11 protein-coding genes are annotated in these 16,300 nt (G+C 41.0%); 6 read left to right on the top strand and 5 right to left on the bottom strand.

What is annotated here, in order from left to right; genetic code table 11:
- Positions 1 to 71: 71 nt before the first annotated feature.
- The 6 genes from H6541_09315 to fumC all read left to right on the top strand — a co-directional run bounded on the left by H6541_09315 (position 72) and on the right by fumC (position 8,735).
- Positions 72 to 2,537, top strand: a complete 2,466-nt coding sequence (locus H6541_09315; protein ID MCB9015979.1) for a tetratricopeptide repeat protein — start codon at positions 72 to 74, stop codon at positions 2,535 to 2,537.
- A 5-nt stretch (positions 2,538 to 2,542) separates the two neighbouring features.
- Positions 2,543 to 3,196 carry a response regulator transcription factor gene (locus H6541_09310; protein MCB9015978.1) on the top strand — a complete coding sequence of 218 codons (654 nt, stop codon included), beginning with the start codon at positions 2,543 to 2,545 and terminating at the stop codon, positions 3,194 to 3,196.
- Between the two features lie 92 nt (positions 3,197 to 3,288).
- Complete coding sequence (locus H6541_09305; GenBank protein ID MCB9015977.1) at positions 3,289 to 3,687, top strand: response regulator transcription factor; 399 nt, start codon at positions 3,289 to 3,291, stop codon at positions 3,685 to 3,687.
- A gap of 142 nt (positions 3,688 to 3,829) precedes the next feature.
- Positions 3,830 to 6,715, top strand: a complete 2,886-nt coding sequence (locus H6541_09300; protein ID MCB9015976.1) for a VCBS repeat-containing protein — start codon at positions 3,830 to 3,832, stop codon at positions 6,713 to 6,715.
- Positions 6,716 to 6,968: 253 nt separating this feature from the next.
- A complete protein-coding gene (locus H6541_09295) occupies positions 6,969 to 7,310 on the top strand; it encodes an arsenate reductase (GenBank protein ID MCB9015975.1) in 342 nt (113 codons plus the stop codon).
- A 42-nt stretch (positions 7,311 to 7,352) separates the two neighbouring features.
- Positions 7,353 to 8,735 (top strand): class II fumarate hydratase, encoded by a 1,383-nt coding sequence (gene fumC / locus H6541_09290; GenBank protein ID MCB9015974.1) that lies wholly within the window; start codon positions 7,353 to 7,355, stop codon positions 8,733 to 8,735.
- A gap of 81 nt (positions 8,736 to 8,816) precedes the next feature.
- On the opposite strand, the gene H6541_09285 is transcribed toward fumC, so the two are convergent.
- The 5 genes from H6541_09285 to H6541_09265 form a co-directional block, all read right to left on the bottom strand.
- Positions 8,817 to 10,418, bottom strand: coding sequence for a glycosyltransferase family 39 protein (locus H6541_09285; protein ID MCB9015973.1), 1,602 nt, complete (start codon positions 10,416 to 10,418; stop codon positions 8,817 to 8,819).
- 183 nt (positions 10,419 to 10,601) lie between these two features.
- On the bottom strand, positions 10,602 to 11,660 hold the full coding sequence (locus H6541_09280; protein MCB9015972.1) for a galactose mutarotase: 1,059 nt from the start codon (positions 11,658 to 11,660) through the stop codon (positions 10,602 to 10,604).
- Between the two features lie 79 nt (positions 11,661 to 11,739).
- Complete coding sequence (locus H6541_09275; GenBank protein MCB9015971.1) at positions 11,740 to 12,639, bottom strand: SMP-30/gluconolactonase/LRE family protein; 900 nt, start codon at positions 12,637 to 12,639, stop codon at positions 11,740 to 11,742.
- A gap of 246 nt (positions 12,640 to 12,885) precedes the next feature.
- A complete protein-coding gene (gene bglX, locus H6541_09270; GenBank protein ID MCB9015970.1) occupies positions 12,886 to 15,198 on the bottom strand; it encodes a beta-glucosidase BglX in 2,313 nt (770 codons plus the stop codon).
- Positions 15,199 to 15,279: 81 nt separating this feature from the next.
- Positions 15,280 to 16,296: a glycoside hydrolase family 5 protein gene (locus tag H6541_09265; protein MCB9015969.1), complete on the bottom strand. Its 1,017-nt coding sequence runs from the start codon at positions 16,294 to 16,296 to the stop codon at positions 15,280 to 15,282.
- Positions 16,297 to 16,300 lie beyond the last annotated feature (4 nt).

Genomic DNA, 16,300 nt, shown 5'->3' with positions numbered 1-16,300 from the left:
GCTTAAACAAACGCTTGAATTCCGGTATTTCTGATTCAACGGAGAAACTCAAAATCTTAAACAGTCTTTCCATGTCCTACTGGAAAATATCGCCAGATAGCAGTATATATTTTGGGAAATTATCATTGCAATTAGCCGAAAACCTTGGAAATGAAGCTGAAACAGCCGATGTTTATCACAATTTGGGTGTAGCCTATTTTTACGCAAATTCATTTGAAACATCTCTTGATTACTTATATAAGTCACTTGAAATAAGAGAAAAGAAGGGAGATCCATACAAAATAGGAACAACCCTGAACAGTATAGCTAATGTTTTTTATGCATTAAATAATGTCAATAAAGCCCTTGATTATTATAACAGGTCATTGGTTTTGGTCAGAAAAGCTGAAAATATTAAAATGGAAGCGGCTATTCTGATCAATATGGGAAGTTTGTATGCTACGCTTGGAGATAAAAATAAAGCTTTTGAAATATTGAACCAGTCAGTTGATTTGCACGAAAAACTTCACGATTCTATTGGCCTTAGCAGTGCATTAAATAATCTGGCGATGGTTTACCGCGACAATGGAGAACTGTTAAAATCGCTTGAATGTGATAGTAAAGCCCTGAAAATTAGTATGCACATGGGGCGACTCTGGGATATATCCTATATTTCCAATACTTTGGGCGAAACTTATTTGCTGATGAATAATTTTCCAATGGCATTTTTCTATTTCAATCAGGCCTTGCAGATTGCTGAAAAGTTAGATTCACAGGATGTTTTGCTTTTTAGCTACAGATCGATGACAAAGTATTATAGTGCTGTGGGAAACTATGCATTATTTGACGATTTTTTTAAGAAATACGATGCCCTGAAGGATCGTATTTTCACTACGGAGAATACAAGGTCAATAGCTGAAATGCAGGTAAAGTATGAAACAGAACACAAGGAAAAGGAAAATGCACTCCAGAAACTGCAAATAGCAAAGGAAAGAAGTCTCCGTAATTCTTTTATTTATATTTCTGTTCTGGTTCTGATAATAGTGGTAATTCTTTTCTTTCGCTACAGGGTGAAAAAGAAGTTGAGTGTCGAACTGGAATCCCTTGTCAAACTCCGTACCCGCGATTTGCTCTCAAACCAGCTCAAACTCAAAGAAGCGCAAAGAATTGGGCGTTCAGGAAGCTGGGATTGGGACTTGGTGCAAAATAAACCTGATTGGTCAGATGAGCTGCCAATTGTTCTTGGACTTTCGGGCAGGGAATTGAATATGAAATCGATACTTAGAGCAACGCACCCTGATGACAGACCTGACCTGCAAAGAATTTTTAGAAGAGATTTTGATCAGATGGAAGACTTTGCTTTTGACTTCAGGCTGATGAACAACGGAAAAGTTTCAAAATATATCAGCATTCATGGCGAGGTGTCAAGAAACAGGGAGGGAGTTCCTGTTCTTGTTCAAGGCACGTTGCAGGACATAACTGAGCGCAAGCAGGCTGAAGTGGCATTGCGTGAAAGTGAAGAAATGTACAGAAAACTCGTCAGTGCATCACCTGATGCGGTTATCGAAACAAATACCGATGGGGTTATTGTTTTTGCAAGCCAACAAAGCAAATCGTTGTTTCGGGTTCACGAAATGGAGGCTATAACAGGCACTTCTATCACCGATTGGATTGTTGAATCGGATCGGACCCGTACGGTTGAACATATTCAATCCCTTTTTAAGGGTGAAGATGTTAGAGATGCACAATTTGTAATGCAACGAAAGGATGGTAGTACTTTTTCGGGCGAGTTAAAAACGGCCATTATTTATGATACAGAGGGCATTGCCAGAGGATTGATTGCGGTTGTCAGAAATATCACCGACCGGAAATTGATTGAACAACGGATATTACGGAATACTATTGAGACGGAGGAGCGGGAAAGAGCAAGATTTTCGGAAGATTTACATGATGGCTTGGGGCCTTTACTTTCCACTGTTAAAATTCATCTCGAACTTATTGCTGCCCGTATGGGAAATCCATTAGAGCAGGGTAAGTTTATTAAAATGACGGATGAGCTTTTGCAGGAGTCAATTAAAAGTACCCGCGAAATTGCCAATAATCTCACACCTAATCTTTTAAATGATTTTGGCCTCATCGAAGCACTTTCTGTGTATGTTGAAAAAATAAACAAAACCAATACCATACGGGTTGATTTGAAGGTTGATAAATCAGTCGATAGATTACCTAAACAAACCGAGGTCGCGCTGTACAGGGTCATCAGCGAGCTTATCAATAACACATTGAAACACGCATCGGCCAGCAAAATCGGCATTGACTTAATCAAAAAAGAAGATCAATTTGAAGTCATTTATACTGACAACGGGATTGGTTTTGATGTTCAAAAAATGCTGTCATCCCGCTCTCAGGGCCTTGGTTTGTCAAATATCATCAGCCGGGTGAAATCTGTAAACGGAACTTGTGCATTTTTCTCAGAGCCTGGCCATAATTTTGTTTCAGTTATTAAGGTTACATTGCCTGAAGATACTGATAAAGACCATAACCAAACAACGGGTTGATGCTTATGAAAATATTCAGAATAATGTTGGTTGATGATCATGCCATCTTCCTGAAAGGACTTGGCATCATGCTCAATGAGTGTAATGAGTTTAAAGTAATAGGTGAAGCCGCCAATGGGGCGGAATTTTTATCATTACTTGAACAAATAATGCCCGATGTTGTGCTGATGGATATTAAAATGCCGGTAATGAACGGGGTGGAAGCTACTAAAATTGCAATGGAGAAATATCCTGAATTGAGAGTGATTGCGCTTACCATGTTTGGTGAACATAAATACCTCAGATTGATGGCTGAAGCCGGAGTGTGTGGATTTTTACAAAAAAACACAAACAGGGAAGAACTTGAAAATGCCATACGTCAGGTTTGCAACGGGCAAACCTATTTCTCGCCGGAAATGATGGTTGACATTGCACAATGGAAATCTACCGCAGAACCGGGGATATTTCTCGACGATTTGAATGAAAGGCTCAGCGAACGGGAACTGGATGTGCTTAAATTGATAGTAAATGGTTTAACGACCCAGGAAATTGCTGATAAACTGTTTATAAGCCCCCGTACAGTTGAAGGGCACAGAGCTAATTTAATTGCAAAAACAGCCACCAGAAATGTAGTGGATTTGGTCATCTACTCTATTCGCAATCATTTGGTTGAAATATAGTCCCGCTTTTATTTTATTGTTCTTACAACACGTATTTATACGCTGTTTAACCTCTGTGTGCCATTCTATATTTGTCGACAATTGATTTTACTATGTCGAAAGTATTAATAGTTGACGATCACACTGCATTTCGAAAGGGGTTGAATCTGATGATTCAGGAAATTCCGGAAGTGAAGGAAGTAGTTGAGTTGGTTGATGGAGAGCAATTTCTCAATACAATCGATGAAATATTGCCTGATGTTATATTTATGGATATCAGGTTGCCGGGTATCAGTGGAATGGATGCTGCTGTTCTGGCTTTAAAGCAAAATCCTCAGCTCAGGATTATTTTCCTTACCATGTTTGGTGAGGAAAAGTATTACAGAGACGCCATGAATGCCGGAGCAAAAGGTTTTATTCTTAAACCACCAACACTTCTGCAGCTAAAAGATGCTTACCAAACGGTAATGCAGGGAAGAGTTTATTTTCCAACCGAGCTCAAACTTTGGTGATAATTAAAAAGTGAACTTTTGTTAAATCAGGTAAAAATACGCTTACAGCCTGATTTGTTGTGAGGTAATTTTGTGGCAGAAGATTTAATTTACTGGTAAGGGTCTGTTTCCCGAATCTCAAAATAACATAACTATAACCATTATGAAGACAAACTACACATTGAATTTGCGACGAAGCAGCTTAATACTGCGAACAAGCTTGATTTTAATTGGCTTTGTATTATATCTGGCGCAACCAGTTGCTGCACAATATTTTACAAAAGTATTGAGCGGTACACTTGTGGAAACTCCTAAAAAACCTTATTGTGCTTCATGGGCTGACTACAATGGTGATGGGTTTGATGATGTAATTATTGTTGACAGTGACACTTATCATACCTCACTGTTTACAAACAATGGAGATGGTACTTTTACCGAAGATACTGACAATGCTATCTATAACAATGACGGGCCTTCTATTGCCTGTTCATGGGGCGATTATAACAATGATGGCAATATTGATTTATATATTTGCAATACCGGCAATAACGGACCGGAGGCCTCGCAAAATTTCCTTTTCAGAAACGATGGGAATGGGGTATTTACCAGAATTACTGATGGCGCCATAGTTACTGACCAGGGATGGTCGCTCGGCGCAGCCTGGGCCGATTACGACAATGATGGATTCCTCGATCTTTATGTTTCCAACTTCACAGAAGCCAATTGTCTATATCATAATAATGGAGATGGAACGTTTGCAAAAATTACTGAAGGTGAAATTGTTACCGATAATTTTAATACTTATTCAGCCAGCTGGGCCGATTACGACAACGACGGATTCCAGGATTTGTTTGTAGTGAATTACTTCTACTCAGAACTTCCCGGACAAAACGACTGCCTGTACCATAATAACGGTGATGGTACTTTTACTAAAAATACTACAGCTCTTATTGTAAATGATTTGGCGCTAACTCAAGGCGCTTCATGGGGTGATTTTAACAATGATGGCTGGCTGGATTTGTTTGTCTCTGTTAATGATTTTGCCGATGTTAAGCACAATTTTCTGTACAAGAATAATGGAGCGGGAAACTTTACCCTTGTAAATGCCGCCCCTTCTATTGATGGAGGTGCATCGTTTGGTTCAGCATGGCTGGATATGAATAATGACGGTTTCCTTGACCTCACCGTATCCAATAACGGCAGCAGTACCAGGCGCTTAAATTATCTCTATCTGAATAATGGTGATGAAACTTTTACAAATCAGCCTGCTGATGAAGCTACCACCACTCCTCTTAGAGATTACTGTTCTTCAATTGCCGACTATGATCATAACGGATATCCCGATATTTTTACACCATCTTATTCAACTACATTGATTCACGGTCTTTATCAGAACAATGGTGGATCAAATAATTGGCTCACAGTTCGTTTGGTTGGTGTTGTTTCTAATCGCTCGGCCATTGGGGCAAGAGTTAAATGTTATGCAAACGGAGTTGCTCAAACACGCGAAGTCTCTTCTACTTCTGGCCAATATTGCGGAAGCAGTCTTGCTCAAATGTTTGGTATTGGTGCGCAGGCATCTATTGACAGCATTACCATCAATTGGCCTTCAGGTATTCATCAGGTTATTGAGAATCCTTCCATTAACCAGATTCTTGTGGTTACTGAACCAACCGGTCTTAATAACGAAAACAACATTCTTACCTTCGTATTGACTAATCAAACCGGTGCCGCGGTCATTAACGCCCAAAACCACACTGTTACCTGTGAAGTAACCAGTGGAACAAACCTTTCAGCATTAGCTCCTGTAATTACCGTATCAAACGGTGCAACCATTAATCCTGCTTCTGGAGCAACGGTTGATTTTTCGAACGGGCCGGTAAATTATACCGTAACTGCCGAAAATGGTGACATTCAGGTTTGGGTGGTGACTGTAACCGAACAGGTGATTTTAAATAACGAAAATGATATTCTTACCTTCGTATTGACTAATCAAACCGGTGCCGCGGTCATTAACGCCCAAAACCACACTGTTACCTGTGAAGTAACCAGTGGAACAAACCTTTCAGCATTAGCCCCTGTAATTACCGTATCGGACGGTGCAACCATTAATCCTGCTTCTGGAGCAACGGTTGATTTTTCGAACGGGCCGGTAAATTATACCGTAACTGCCGAAAATGGTGACATTCAGGTTTGGGTAGTGACTGTAACCGAACAGGTGATTTTAAATAACGAAAACGATATTCTTACCTTCGTATTGACTAATCAAACCGGTGCCGCGGTCATTAACGCCCAAAACCACACTGTTACCTGTGAAGTAACCAGTGGAACAAACCTTTCAGCATTAGCCCCTGTAATTACCGTATCGGACGGTGCAACCATTAATCCTGCTTCTGGAGCAACGGTTGATTTTTCGAACGGGCCGGTAAATTATACCGTAACTGCCGAAAATGGTGACATTCAGGTTTGGGTAGTGACTGTAACTGCCGAAATTTTACCTAACAGCGAAACTGATATTGTTGCTTTTGAACTGATAAATCAAACCGAAGCAGCTGTCATAGACGCTGTGAATCATACTGTAACTGCGCATATTCCTTTTGGAGCTTCTCTTACTGCTCTCACACCTGTGGTTTTGGTTTCCGAAGGCGCTAGCGTAGTTCCTGCTTCAGGAGAGGCTGTAGATTTCTCAGCTGGACCGGTAAATTATACTGTAACTGCTGAAAATGGAACCGACGTTCAGGTATGGAGTGTTATAGTGAATGCAGGTACAGTTGGTCTGACAAATCCGGAAGTTTCAAAATGTGCATTCAATGTTTACCCGAATCCTTCTGCCGGAAATGGTTTTATCTCCTTAAATTCAGCTGTTTCAGGGAATTATATGGTTACAGTTTTCAATCAGGTAGGTCAGGTAATTATGAATACTGAAGTTTATCTGATGCCAGGCAGCTCTGATGTGGTAAGGTTTAATAATCTTCAGCAAGGCGTTTATATGCTAAGAGTTGCAGGAATGGGATACACTGCTTCAGGAAAACTTATTGTGGTCAAATAAATAATCACTTTCGTATTTTTGGTTATTGAAAATACTTGGTTGATTGAGTGGGCAATACCTGAGATTGCTTAATAATGTGCAACTTTGGGTATGAATAAGTAGAGCTGGCAACTGCTCGGCTTAAATTAACAAAGACAGGGCTTAATTAAGTCCTGTCTTTGTTTTATCTTTGCTATCTTGTTTGAAATTCAAAAGTTGATTTGGCTGTTGTTGCCAATATCTTCATACACAGACTTTTTCAAAACAAAATGTGATGACTATAGTTTACCATAACCCCAAATGCAGGAAATCAAGAGCCGGACTTGAATATGTAAAAACCCGGTGCAATGAACCCATAGTTAAGGAATATATCCGCGAAGGAATATCGGTTTCTGAACTTAAGGATTTGGTAGCATTACTTGGATTAAAGCCATATGATTTGGTACGTATCCAGGAAGATTATTTTAAGGAACATCTGAAAGGGAAAGAACTGACTGATGAGGAATGGTTAAACGTTCTTTCAGAAAATCCACGGTTGATTAAAAGGCCGATAGTTGTGCACAATCAGCAGGCTGTTATAGCAGATCCTGCCACAAATGTTGAAACAATACTTTAATTTTTTTACAAAAGACCTAAGTTGAATTTAATCATACATAAAATGAAAACCAGAATTGAACATGACACAATGGGAAACATTGAGGTTCCCGCTGACAAATACTGGGGAGCTCAAACGCAACGCTCGCTGACGAATTTTAAAATTGGTGATGGCACCATGCCTAAGGAAATTATAAAAGCTTTTGCGATACTGAAAAAGGCAGCTGCTTTTACTAATCGCGATTTAGGGGTGCTTTCAATGGAGAAGGCTGAGCTTATCGGCAAAGTATGTGATGAAATTCTTGAAGGTAAACTGGATGATCAATTTCCATTGGTCGTTTGGCAAACCGGCTCAGGAACCCAGTCTAATATGAATGTAAATGAGGTGATCTCTAACCGGGCACATGTGCTTGCCGGGGGAGTACTGGGCGAAGGAAAAAGCCCGGTGCATCCGAATGATGATGTCAACAAATCCCAATCATCAAATGATACTTTCCCAACTGCCATGTCGATTGCAGCTTATAAGATGGTTGTTGATGTAACCATCCCGGGAGTGGAGAAACTTCGTAAAACACTGGCTGCCAAAGCTGAAGCGTTTAAAAGCATTGTGAAGATTGGTCGTACGCATTTGATGGATGCCACGCCACTCACTCTTGGACAGGAATTTTCGGGTTATGCCTCTCAACTTGAACATGGAATTAAAGCTTTGCGTAATACTTTGCCTCATTTGGCCGAACTGGCTCTTGGAGGAACAGCTGTTGGTACCGGCATTAATACGCCTAAAGGATATTCCAACCTGGTTGCTTTTAAAATTGCCGAACTTTCAGGATATCCATTTGTAAGTGCTGACAATAAGTTTGAATCTCTTGCTGCACATGACGCCATGGTAGAAACCTCTGGCGCGCTTAAAACATTGGCTGTAAGTCTGATGAAAATTGGTAACGATACCAGGCTGCTTGCTTCTGGACCGCGTTGTGGAATCGGCGAGCTTATCCTTCCGGCCAATGAGCCCGGCTCGTCTATTATGCCTGGCAAAGTAAATCCAACACAGAATGAAGCACTTACCATGGTTTGTGCCCAGGTTATCGGTTGTGATGCAGCTATTAATGTTGGAGCAATGCAAGGACATTTTCAACTGAATGTTTTCAAACCGGTGATTATTTACAATCTGCTTATGGCAGCTCGTCTTTTGGGCGATGCATGTGTTTCTTTTAACGATAACTGTGCGGTGGGTATCGAGGCTAATGAACCGTTTATTAAACGAAATCTCGAAAATTCACTCATGCTGGTAACAGCACTTAACACGCATATTGGTTACGAAAATGCAGCAAAAATCGCTAAAAAGGCACATGCCGAAGGCTCAACATTGCGCGAAGCTGCCATAGAGCTCGGCTTGCTTACCAGCGAGCAGTTTGATGAATGGGTTGATCCTTCGAAAATGATCTAACTTTAGAATGAATTTTTTAAGATAAAAGAGCCCGCATCATATAACTGATGCGGGCTCTTTTTAACTTATAATTGTAGCAGGCTACTGACCTGAAACAATATTTTTACCGGTAAGTTTGTCGGGTGGTATGGTCAGCAGTCCCCGCAGCCGCCACACATAATGATACATAACCAGCCGGTTGTTTTTATATACAGGAATCGTATCGGGTTGTTCAATGCGGATAAAGTAGTCTTTATATATTGAATTTGGGTCTGAGAAATCATAACTGGAGGAGAAATAATAAGCATCCATGCCTTGATAAAACCCTCCGCGATATTGTGTAATCCAGGCGTACTTATGTGTACGTTCAACTTCAGCCAGGGTCAGTAACTTCATATGAAGCGGTCTGGCAACATAATAGTCAAGATTGGCCGCAGGAAACCAGCGTTGCGAAAGGATTATGGCATCTTTGCGCATATGACCTGTAGCTGTATCCTGTTTATAAACAGACTCAAAACCTTTGTTTAACTGTTTCCAGCCATACATATCCAGGGTTATGTCTTTCATCCCGAGCCTTTTTCCTGTTGTGACGTTTATACCTTTGTTCAGAAACCATCCTTCGTGAATCTGTAACAGCGCCACTGATATTACAATTGTAAGAAATATCAATGCATATTTGGTTGGTTTTGCAAATAATTTCCCGGTTAATCCTTCGTGGGTTAAAGTCCTGATATAGAGAGCTGCCAGTGGTATAAGTGTCATATAAGCCGGACCGGTCCAGTGGGGTAAAGTGCGCCGGAATAATGAGAATCCGAGAAACAGAAGTATTACAGGCAATGATATGGATATCAGCATCCTCATTTCAGCTTTCTGTTCTGTTAACTTGCCTCTAAAAAATGCGGTCAGTCCTAAAAGAGTAAGTGCAAAATTAATTGGATTGTTATAAAAAATCTGGCCTCCTAACTCTATGGCAAAGAGGTCGGGGCGGAGTATTGTTTTTATTACTTCAACCCTGTCGCTGTGAAATGTAAAGCTGATGAAGTTGTAATGCAGGTTCCAGATGATAACAGGCAGGAATAACAACAGGGAAATGAGAATAGTTGCATAAAGCTGCCATTGGCGCAGCCATCTTTGCTGGAAAATAATGATATAAATTCCTGCACCTGTAAACAGGAAAACTGAGGTATACTTTGATAGCATTGCCAGGCCGGCTGAAATGCCAAATCCAAGCATTGCTTTGTGGGCTTTGCTGCTTAATGGACCTTCTTTTGCAATTGTCAGCAGAAAGTAAACAGAAAACAACCAGAAAAGAGATTGCGGCGCATCAGGCATGATAAAAATACCGGCGATGACAAAGCAATAGAATGAAGAAGTGTAGAGCAATGCAGCGTACCATCCTGTTTGTGCGTCTTTTATTTTTTTTCCGATAAGGTATATTGCCCAGGTGTTGAGCGTGCCGGCAACCACAGCGCCAAGTCGTATAAAAAACTCATTTTCGAACAGCAGGTTCAGGCTGAATAGTTGGATGAACCAGCCAACCATTGGGGGGTGGTCAAAATGGCTTAAATCAGGAAATAGCGCGTAATTGATATAATATACCTCATCGTTTCCCAGTTCGGTAAAGGCCGCAATGAACAAGCGGCTTATTGCTGATACCAGCAATAAAATCCACAATCGATATTTTTTCAGAAAATCAGCAGTCATCAGTGAAGGGAATAATAATGCAAACTTACGAAATAATCATCCATCCGCTTCAGGCAGTGTAATTCATGCACAATGCCATTTTCATAAGTCAGATAACTTACCCGAATCAAATGTTGAAATGCTGATTTGCTTTAAGCTTGAGACAATAATCTGCCGGTTATCTGAAAGTAGTCAATCCGGTTTTTATTGTTGTTTTGTCAAAGTTCCGAATCGGAATATGGTTTTGCTGCTGAAAGTATCTCCTGGTTGAAGTTGTGTATCCGGGAAATTTGGGTGGTTAGGAGAATCGGGGTAATGCTGTGTTTCAAGAGCCACTCCCATATATTTGCCATATTTGTTGCCTTTATGTCCTTTAACATCAGGAATAAAGTAACCGGTATACAGTTGGATGGAGGGTTCGCTGGTTAAGATTTCAAGCGTGCGTCCACTGTTTTTGTCTTTTAAATAAGCTGCAGACTTAACTTTATTTGGTTCTGCATCAATTGCATAGCCGATATCATACCCAATGGGAAGTTTGTCAATATCAAGTCCAATAAGTTTTTCCTGACTAAAGTCGTAATCTGTTCCCGAAATATCAATGATTTGCCCTGTTGGTATAAGGTTGTCAACCTCTATCATGCGATTACTGTTTATGATAAGATAATGATCTGTAACCGGGCTTTGGCAACCACTAAGATTAAAATAAGTGTGGTTAGTCAGGTTTAAAGCCGTTGCTTCGTCGGTAGTGGCATTGAATTGTATTTCAAGCTCATTCTTATTGTTAAGGATATAAATTACTTTAACAAATAAGTTTCCCGGATAACCTTCTTCAAGGTGCGGGCTAAGATAGGTGAGCTCAACTCCAACATAGTTCTCTCCCGCAATCAGATTTCCGTCCCAGAACTGTTTGTCAAATCCTTTTATTCCACCGTGCAGTGCATTGCCCAGGTTATTGGTGGCAAGCTGATAGGTTTTTCCTTCTATATTCAGTTGACCTTTGGCTATACGATTCGCATATCTGCCGGCAATGGCACCAAAGTAAGGGCAGTTGTTGATATAAAAATCAGTAAGATATTCTTCCGGATTGTCAAAGCCAAGTGCAATTTCATCAAAATTCCCTTCGTTATCCGGGGTACGTATGGATGTGATGGTTGCTCCGTAATTGGTGATTTTTACTTCAACGTTATTATCGTTTGACAGGGTAAACAGTTTCAGATTTTTACCCTGAAAGCTTTTTTTGAGAGTGGTGCAAAGGTGTTTCATGGATATTGATTTGGCTTGCAAAAGTAGACGCTAATTTTTTAGGGAAGCTCAGTGCTGACTCTTTTTCACAATAATGGTTTTATTTTACCCCTTTTACTTTCATTTCAATGGAATAGAGGTTTTCAGAAGCAGTAATGAAAAGGGTTTTCATGTCCTTGCCTCCAAAACAAACATTGGCTGTCCAGTTGGCTTCTACTTCAATATGATCAATTTTTTTCCCTTTTGAGTTAAAGATGGTAACGCCGTCACCGGTTACATAGATATTGCCCTTACAGTCAATGGTCATTCCATCTGAACCAATAGGCGCAAAAACTCTTTTGTTGTGCAGTGAGCCATCGGGCAAAATATTGTACACGTAAGTTTTGTTGGCTCCAATGTCGGCCACGTAAAGCTTTTTTCCGTCAGGTGTGCCAATAATGCCATTGGGTTTTACAAGATCCGTGCAAACAGGTTTTAGATTCTTGTAATCAGGCGACAGATAGTAAACGTATTCGCCATTCTGTTCCGATTCTGAATTTCGTGTCCAATATGGGCGGACATATAAAGGGTCGGTAAAGTAAATGCTGCCATCAGGATGAATCCATAAATCGTTGGGTCCGTTCAGCCTTTTCTCATTGAATGATGAAATTAATACCTTATGTACTTTGTCTGGTGAAAAGCTCCATAATTCATTTTCCATGTCGGAGCACGAAAGAAGATTTCCCTGCTTGTCAAAATAAAGCCCGTTTGCCCTGCCTGAGTTCTGCGTAAAAGTGAGCAATTCATGATTGATCGTCCAAATGAGAATTTGATTGTTTGGCTGATCAGTAAAATAAACATTGCCTGTTTTGTCAGCTATGGGCCCTTCAGTAAATCCAAACCCGCCGGCAAGTTTTACCAATTTGGCGCCACGAGCCACCATTTTGTGCTCATGTGGGTTTGAAGCGCTTATAAATGCCGGTACAAGCAGACAGAGAATAAACGAAAGTGTTTTAAACATAGAGCCTTATATTGACATTGATCGGTACAACAAAGTTGGTGTTTTTCAGAATGGAATATTGATGAAATTCTGATTTCATATGATGAAAAGAGGTGTGAGCACTACTCTTTAGAAAAATTACGGGGCTTAAATGGTTTATCCATCCAAGCCCCGATGCTTTGTCTGGCTTTGCTATTTCATTATATACACTTTAGTTAGCCCGGACATTATTTGGTTTCTCATTTGCGATTGGACAACAGACTTTGTTTATTCAACAAGGTCAAATTCGCCTTTAAGCTTCAGATTGTCAGAAGAAGTTCCAACGAATACTTCGAATTTTCCGGCTTCAGGAGCAAACTTATTATCCATTCTGAAGAAAGCGAGATCTGAGGGCGAAATATCAAAGGTAACTTCTTTGCTACTACCTTTCTCAATCATGATTTTTTCGAATCCCTTGAGTTGCAGAAGAGGACGTGAAACTCCATTACCCACCACATCGCGGATATAAAGCTGAGCCACTTCTTCGCCGTTGTATTCGCCTGTATTGGTGATAGTGGCTTTTACTGTAAGCTTCTCATTCAAGTTGATTTTTGTAGCGCTCAGTTTGAGGTTGCTATATTCAAATGTTGTATAGCTTAATCCGTAACCAAAAGCAAAAAGAGGCGCATTGGGGATATCGCGGTATTTGGAACTAAATCCTTCCGGATTGGGATTGTAAGGTCTTCCGGTATTCATTTGCTCGTAATATACTGGTATCTGACCAACATGATAAGGGAAGGATGCAGGCAGCTTTCCTGATGGATTGTATTTACCAAACAATACATTGGCAATAGCATTGCCTGATTCAGTGCCCAGCAGCCAGCAATTGAGAATGGCGTCAGTATGTTCAACCACATCGGTAAGAACAAGGGGGCGCCCGGTGAAAAGGGTGAGTATGATTGGTTTGCCGGTTTTTCTGATTTCGCGTAGCAGCTCAAGTTGCAAGCCTTTCAGTGAGATATCAGCATAGCTTCGGCATTCTCCCGACATATATGCTGTTTCTCCTAAAGCCATAACAACAACATCAGCTTTTTTAGCTGTAGCAATTGCTTCGGCAAACCCGCTGCGGTCTGTGGTGTTTACTGCTAACTGGGTAAAGAAATTCAGCTCTTCATTGGTTGTAAGTTTACAACCTTCAGCATACATGATTTCATAGTTGCTGCCCGCTGTTGCTTTCATCCCTTCAAGTAACGAAACAGCGGTGTTAGGGGTAGCATTGCCACGCCAGTTGCCCAAAGGGGCATCCTTGTCATTGGCAAGCGGCCCGATGACAGCTATTCGCTTTACGTTGCTGGTTATGGGGAGTGTTTTGTTTTCGTTTTTAAGTAAAACGATTGACTTTTCAGCAACTTCGCGTGAAGCGGCCAGATGATCGGGGTGCATGGTTAATTCTTTCTCCTTTTGTTTATCACAATACTGGAAAGGATTGTCAAACAGCCCGAGTCTGAATTTAATCCGCAGAACACGGGTTACCATCTCGTCAATCTGGGTAATGCTGATTTTTTTATCATCAAGCAGTTGTTTTACCTGATTGATGTAAATACGGCCTTCCATATCCATATCAACCCCTGCATCAACTCCCCGATATCCCACCTCGTATTCAGAAGCAACATTGCCATGGAACATCATTTCGCCCAGCGAATTCCAATCGGAAACGACAAAGCCATCAAAGCCCCATTCGTGTCGAAGGATTTCGGTTTGTAACCAGCGGCTGCCTGAAGCCGGAATGCCGTTCAGTGTGTTAAATGATGACATGAAGGTTGCCACACCTGCATCAACAGCTGCTTTGTAAGGTGGCAGATATACTTCACGCAATTGGCGTTCCGACATATCAACAGCATTGTAATCACGGCCTCCGATGGCAGCTCCATATGCAGCAAAATGTTTGGCGCAGGCTGCAATGGTATTGGCATCAGAAAGATTTTTTCCCTGAAATCCGTGAACACGGGCAATGGCTGCCTGTTCGCCCAGATAAACGTCTTCGCCGGCCCCTTCCATGATGCGCCCCCACCTTGGGTCGCGCGAAATGTCAACCATTGGGGCAAATGTCCAGTGCAGGCCGTTAGCTGCTGATTCAATAGCAGCAATTCGGGCACTTTTTTCCATCATTGAACGGTCGAAACTGGCAGCTTCAGCAAGCGGTACAGGAAACAATGTTTTGTAACCATGTATAACATCATATCCAAATATGAGCGGAATGCCCAGTCGCGATTTTTCTACAGCAATTTTTTGCAATCGCATTGTCTCATCAACCCCCAGGACATTTAAAAAGCTCCCCACTTCTCCATTGGCAACCATTTCGTCAAAGCTTTCGTTGTGCTCAGACGCTTCTCCGGTGCCGGTTTGCTGGTAAGGATTTGATAGCTGATTTAACTGCCCGACTTTTTCTTCCAAAGTCATTTTGGAAATTAATTCGCTTATTTTCTGATCCATAGCTCTGTCGGACTTGTTATCTGATACCTGGTTACAGCTGCCTGCAATTAGAAGTACAATAGCAGATAAAAAATACTGAACCAATATCTTCTGTGTGTTTTTGGTCATAGGTTTCATCTTTTTACGTGAATATTTTCGAATAATCGGACAACAATGCATTTACTGAAACGAATGCCTGTTGTGAGCTTACTATTTTGTTTCAACGTTCATTAAAGCATTTAAAATGGGTTCAACCCATGCTTCTCTGGCTATGTCATAAACGATAAAGTCGCTGTCGAATTGCCAGTATGCCCAACTGAATCCAAACTTTTCGGCGGTCCGTGCCACATGTGAAGTGTACCGTGCCCGTGATTCCATGTCGCCTTTATCATAAGCGCCGAATTCACCCAAAAATATGGGTCTGTCGTTTGCTTTTGACCAATCATACACCTGTTTAAATTTGGTTTCTACATCAGCTTTTTCCTCTGCTGAGCCAGTCCATTTTATACCGCTGAGGTTTTTGAATTCATTGGTCCAATAAGCCCCCTGGTGTGTAAAAGGCATAGGTTGGTAAAAATGAACAGTAGCAATAATGTTTCTGTCATCGGCAGGTAGCTTTAGCGTTGGCAAACTTTCGATGCCATTCCAGTTGCCAGGGCCTATAATTAAAGTCCTGTCAGGATTTGTTTGCCTAATCAACTTAATGGCATCGGCCAGGTATTCGTTCCATAAATCAACAGTAAGTTTCTGATTAGGTTCGTTTAAAATTTCAAATATAACATTTTCAGGCTGATTTTTATATCTGGGAGCCAGTTGCCTCCATACCGACATAAACATTTCCTTCTTGGCAATGGGGTCGTCAGCCATGGCATTGTATTCATGCATGTCGAGAATTACCATGAGTTGTGCTTCCAGACCTTTTTGTACGGCCCAGTCAAGTGTTTCAAGCCATTTTGGGTTAAGGATGTAGTTGCTATCCATGCCTGAAAATGCAAAAAGGTTAATTCTGATAGTTGAAAAACCTGCATCTTTAATCTTTTTAAAATAGGATTCTTTAAACCTGCCCTTTGTGTGATCTTTCCAGAGCGCGGTGTCGTAACCGATTATATTTACACCTCTTCCCATCCTGGCGCATTGTTCCCAGGCTGTAACTTTTTGTCCGAATGCTTCACTTTTTAAGCATATCAGGCTGGCTATTAATGTGCAAATCCAAATTGTTTTTTTCATATCA

Source organism: Lentimicrobiaceae bacterium (assembly GCA_020636745.1).
GTDB lineage: Bacteria > Bacteroidota > Bacteroidia > Bacteroidales > Lentimicrobiaceae > Lentimicrobium.
Note: the sequence above shows the minus strand (reverse complement) of the source record. Positions and strands in the feature narration are given on the sequence as shown.

Bases quoted from the DNA above. Each gene is read 5' to 3' on its own strand.
- H6541_09285 (MCB9015973.1), bottom strand. From the start codon at position 10,418: ATGACTGCTGATTTTCTGAAAAAATATCGATTGTGGATTTTATTGCTG.
- bglX (MCB9015970.1), bottom strand. From the start codon at position 15,198: ATGACCAAAAACACACAGAAGATATTGGTTCAGTATTTTTTATCTGCT.
- H6541_09265 (MCB9015969.1), bottom strand. From the start codon at position 16,296: ATGAAAAAAACAATTTGGATTTGCACATTAATAGCCAGCCTGATATGC.
- H6541_09280 (MCB9015972.1), bottom strand. From the start codon at position 11,660: ATGAAACACCTTTGCACCACTCTCAAAAAAAGCTTTCAGGGTAAAAAT.
- H6541_09295 (MCB9015975.1), top strand. From the start codon at position 6,969: ATGACTATAGTTTACCATAACCCCAAATGCAGGAAATCAAGAGCCGGA.
- H6541_09300 (MCB9015976.1), top strand. From the start codon at position 3,830: ATGAAGACAAACTACACATTGAATTTGCGACGAAGCAGCTTAATACTG.
- H6541_09275 (MCB9015971.1), bottom strand. From the start codon at position 12,639: ATGTTTAAAACACTTTCGTTTATTCTCTGTCTGCTTGTACCGGCATTT.
- H6541_09310 (MCB9015978.1), top strand. From the start codon at position 2,543: ATGAAAATATTCAGAATAATGTTGGTTGATGATCATGCCATCTTCCTG.
- H6541_09315 (MCB9015979.1), top strand. From the start codon at position 72: ATGTCCTACTGGAAAATATCGCCAGATAGCAGTATATATTTTGGGAAA.
- H6541_09305 (MCB9015977.1), top strand. From the start codon at position 3,289: ATGTCGAAAGTATTAATAGTTGACGATCACACTGCATTTCGAAAGGGG.
- fumC (MCB9015974.1), top strand. From the start codon at position 7,353: ATGAAAACCAGAATTGAACATGACACAATGGGAAACATTGAGGTTCCC.